The sequence below is a fragment of the Bifidobacterium miconisargentati genome (assembly GCF_019331675.1).
GTDB classification, from domain to species: domain Bacteria; phylum Actinomycetota; class Actinomycetes; order Actinomycetales; family Bifidobacteriaceae; genus Bifidobacterium; species Bifidobacterium miconisargentati.
The window spans coordinates 1-3,358 of sequence record NZ_JAHBBJ010000035.1; the positions used below are offsets into that span (position 1 = coordinate 1).

Consider the following 3,358-nt stretch of genomic DNA (forward strand, 5'->3'; position numbering starts at 1 on the left):
CACTGGAACACCAAACGACGCCAGAAACGACTGGAGGGACACACCCCGGAGGAATTCCGGAACATGTCCCTCACAGCCTGATCAGGTACCCTTAATAAACCACGTCCAACTTCCAGGGCGCAGTTCACTTGCGCAAGTACTCCCCTCAGTCAGCTACGCTGACAGCTCCCCTCAGGGAGGGGAGCCAAGAGACCACTCGTACGTCTCTCCGAGAAGAAGGATCCGCCAATGGCACAAACCCCAACCACCGAGTCCCCGGAGGAATCGGCCGTGGTCGCCGAACTGGCCGCCACTGAGCTGGATGGCGCCGACATGGACCTGGACGCCAAGCGACTGCCGATTCTGGCCCGCGTCTACGGCGTGCTGATGCTGCTGGACGGATTGGCCACGCTGCCCATCCTGGTGCTGTCCTCCCTGTACGCCATCCGTGAGATCGTGGAGGGCCGCGTCCACGTGGACGCGCTGAGCCTGACCTTCATCCTGACCGCGGCGCATGCGGTGGTGCTCATCGTCAACGCCGTGTGCCTGACCATTTTCGGCGTATTACTGGTGCGCAACCGACGTCGGTACGCCGCACGCTGGGCGTACGTGCTCATGCCGCTCACCCTGGCGGACGGCATGCTGTCGTTGGCGCTCGAAGGCCTCGGCTGGAACCTCGTGTTGCCGGCCATCCAGATGGTCATCCTCATCGTGATTTCCGTCACGGCCGATCCGTCGCTGCGAGAGGAATGTCGCTTGCAACGTGCGCTCAGGCGCATGGACGAACGCAGCGACTACGAATCCGCCGTGGCCGCAGGCATGCTCGGGCGCGACCAGTCCGGCAAAGGCTACATCGCGCTGGACTTCTTCAATATCTTCTGGCTGTTCACCATCGCTTCCGTGGGAGGACTCGTCATCGAGACGATCTACCACATGGCGCTGTACCACGGCGAACTGCAGGACCGTGCGGGCCTGCTGTGGGGCCCGTTCTCGCCGATCTACGGCTGCGGCGCCGTGCTGGTGACCGTCTGCCTGAACCGGTTGTGGAAGGCGAACCCGTTCCTCATCTTCTGCGCGTCCGCGGTGATCGGCGGCGCGTTCGAATACTGCACGAGCTGGTTCATGGAGGTGGCGTTCGGCATCACCGCGTGGGACTACACCGGCCAATGGCTGTCCATCGACGGTCGCACGTCCGGCAAGTACATGTTCTTCTGGGGCCTTATCGGCGTGGTGTGGGTCAGGTTCCTGCTGCCGCGCATGCTCGCGCTCATCAACCGGATCCCCTGGAAGGTGCGCTACTCACTGACTGCGGTGTGCGCGGTGCTCATGGTGATCGACATTGCCTTCACGCTGATGGCCCTTGACTGCTGGTACGGGCGCATGGCCGGTCAGGTGCAGGATTCGCCGGTCGCCATGTGGTTCGGCGAGCATTTCGGCGACTCCTACATGGCCGACCGATTCCAGACCATGCACATCGACCCCTCCAAGGCCGGACGTATGTGATTCCGCTACGCGGGCAGCGTAAGACGACCCGTGCGCGGGGTCATGCCGAACGATAGACTTGCAGTTGTTTGACCGAAGTCAAGGAAAGGCAAGGCAATGGCCGAAGCTACTGCAAATATCGGCGTTATCGGACTGGCCGCCATGGGCTCCAACCTGGCGCGCAACCTGGCCCACCACGGCAACACGGTGGCCCTGTTCAACCGTCATTACTCCCGCACCGAAAAGCTGATGGACGAGCACGGCACCGAAGGCAACTTCGTGCCGGCCAAGACGCTGGAGGAGTTCGCCGCGTCCCTGAAGCGCCCGCGTACGGCCATCATCATGGTCAAGGCCGGCGCCCCGACCGATGCCGTGATCGAGCAGCTCGAGGAGGTCTTCGAGCCCGGCGACATCATCGTGGATGGTGGCAACAGCTTCTTCAAGGACACCATCAAGCGCGAGAAGGAAGTGCGCGCCAAGGGCTTCCACTTCGTGGGCTGCGGCGTGTCCGGCGGCGAGGAGGGCGCGCTCAACGGCCCGTCCCTGATGCCCGGCGGCACCGCGGAATCCTGGAAGACCCTCGGCCCGATTCTCGAATCCATCGCGGCCAAGGTCAACGGTGAGCCCTGCGTGACCCACATCGGCACGGATGGTGCCGGCCACTTCGTCAAGATGGTGCACAACGGCATCGAGTACGCGGACATGCAGGTGATCGGCGAGGCCTACGACATCCTGCGCCGCGGCCTGGGCATGGACGCCGAGGAGATCGGCGACGTGTTCGAGGAGTGGAACAAGGGCGACCTCGATTCCTACCTCATCGAGATCACCGCCGAGATCCTGCACCACAAGGACGCCGAGACCGGCAAGCCGTTCGTGGACGTGGTCGTCGACCACGCCGGCATGAAGGGCACTGGCACCTGGACCGTGCAGACCGGTCTGGAGTTCGGCTCTCCGGTCGCTTCCATCGGCGAGGCCGTGTTCGCCCGTGCGCTTTCCAGCCACGGCGAGCTGCGTGAGGCCGCCCAGAAGGAAGGCCTGGCCGGTCCGAACAAGACCATCGACCTGAACGGCGAGGAGAAGGCCGCCTTCGTGGAGGACGTGCGCAAGGCGCTGTTCGCATCCAAGGTGGTCGCCTACGCCCAGGGCCTCAACGAGATCCAGGACGGCGCCAAGGAATACGGCTGGGACATCAACCTGTCCGAGGTGGCCCGCATCTGGCGTGGCGGCTGCATCATCCGCGCCCAGTTCCTGCTCGACCGCATCACCGAGGCCTTCAAGGGCGACAACCCGCCGGAGAGCCTGCTGTTCGACCCGTACTTCGAGAAGATCATCGGCGAGTCCCAGGACGCCTGGCGTCGCGTGATCGTGAAGGCCATCGAGGCCGGCATCCCGACCCCGGTGTTCTCCAGCTCCCTGGCCTACTACGACGGCCTGCGCTCCAAGCGCCTGCCCACCGCCCTGACCCAGTCCCAGCGCGACCTCTTCGGTGCCCACACCTACGGTCGCGTCGACAAGCCGGGTGTGTTCCACACGTTGTGGGCCGAAGAAGGCAAGCCTGAGATTGAGGAGTAAAGCTCCTCAATCTCAGGCTTAGGGAAGCCCGGTGGGCTTCCCGGCCTTCTTCGGAGCTCGGCGGCTATGCCGCCGAGCCAACACTGAGCCTCGCCGCAGGCGAGTCCCTAATTGCAGGGGCCGAAGGCGAAGAAGGCCAGCCGTACTCTGAGGTGTGGTCTCGTCTTTTGATTTGAGAGGAGTCCTATGGGCTCCTCTTTTTTGGCGCTTGTGTTGTTTTCGTGGGTGTGGGTTCGTCGTTGAGCCGTTGAGGGAGTAAGAGAAGAGCGCTTCCTGGGTAGGATGTTTTCGACCAAGATAAACAAGCAACCAGCAAGCGCCTGAT

The 3,358-nt window shown here is 63.4% G+C and carries 3 protein-coding genes; all 3 read left to right on the forward strand.

Annotated features, from left to right (window positions below):
- Positions 1 to 81 (forward strand): IS3 family transposase (locus tag KIH81_RS11875; RefSeq protein ID WP_214303740.1); only part of this gene is annotated, 81 nt, incomplete at its 5' end.
- A gap of 147 nt (positions 82 to 228) precedes the next feature.
- Entirely contained in the window at positions 229 to 1,482 is a 1,254-nt protein-coding gene (locus tag KIH81_RS11880) for a putative ABC transporter permease (RefSeq protein ID WP_214305514.1), read from the forward strand.
- Positions 1,483 to 1,578: 96 nt separating this feature from the next.
- Positions 1,579 to 3,033, forward strand: coding sequence for an NADP-dependent phosphogluconate dehydrogenase (gndA, locus tag KIH81_RS11885; protein ID WP_214305515.1), 1,455 nt, complete (start codon positions 1,579 to 1,581; stop codon positions 3,031 to 3,033).
- The last annotated feature ends 325 nt before the right edge of the window (positions 3,034 to 3,358 follow it).

Bases quoted from the DNA above. Each gene is read 5' to 3' on its own strand.
- KIH81_RS11880 (WP_214305514.1), top strand. From the start codon at position 229: ATGGCACAAACCCCAACCACCGAGTCCCCGGAGGAATCGGCCGTGGTC.
- gndA (WP_214305515.1), top strand. From the start codon at position 1,579: ATGGCCGAAGCTACTGCAAATATCGGCGTTATCGGACTGGCCGCCATG.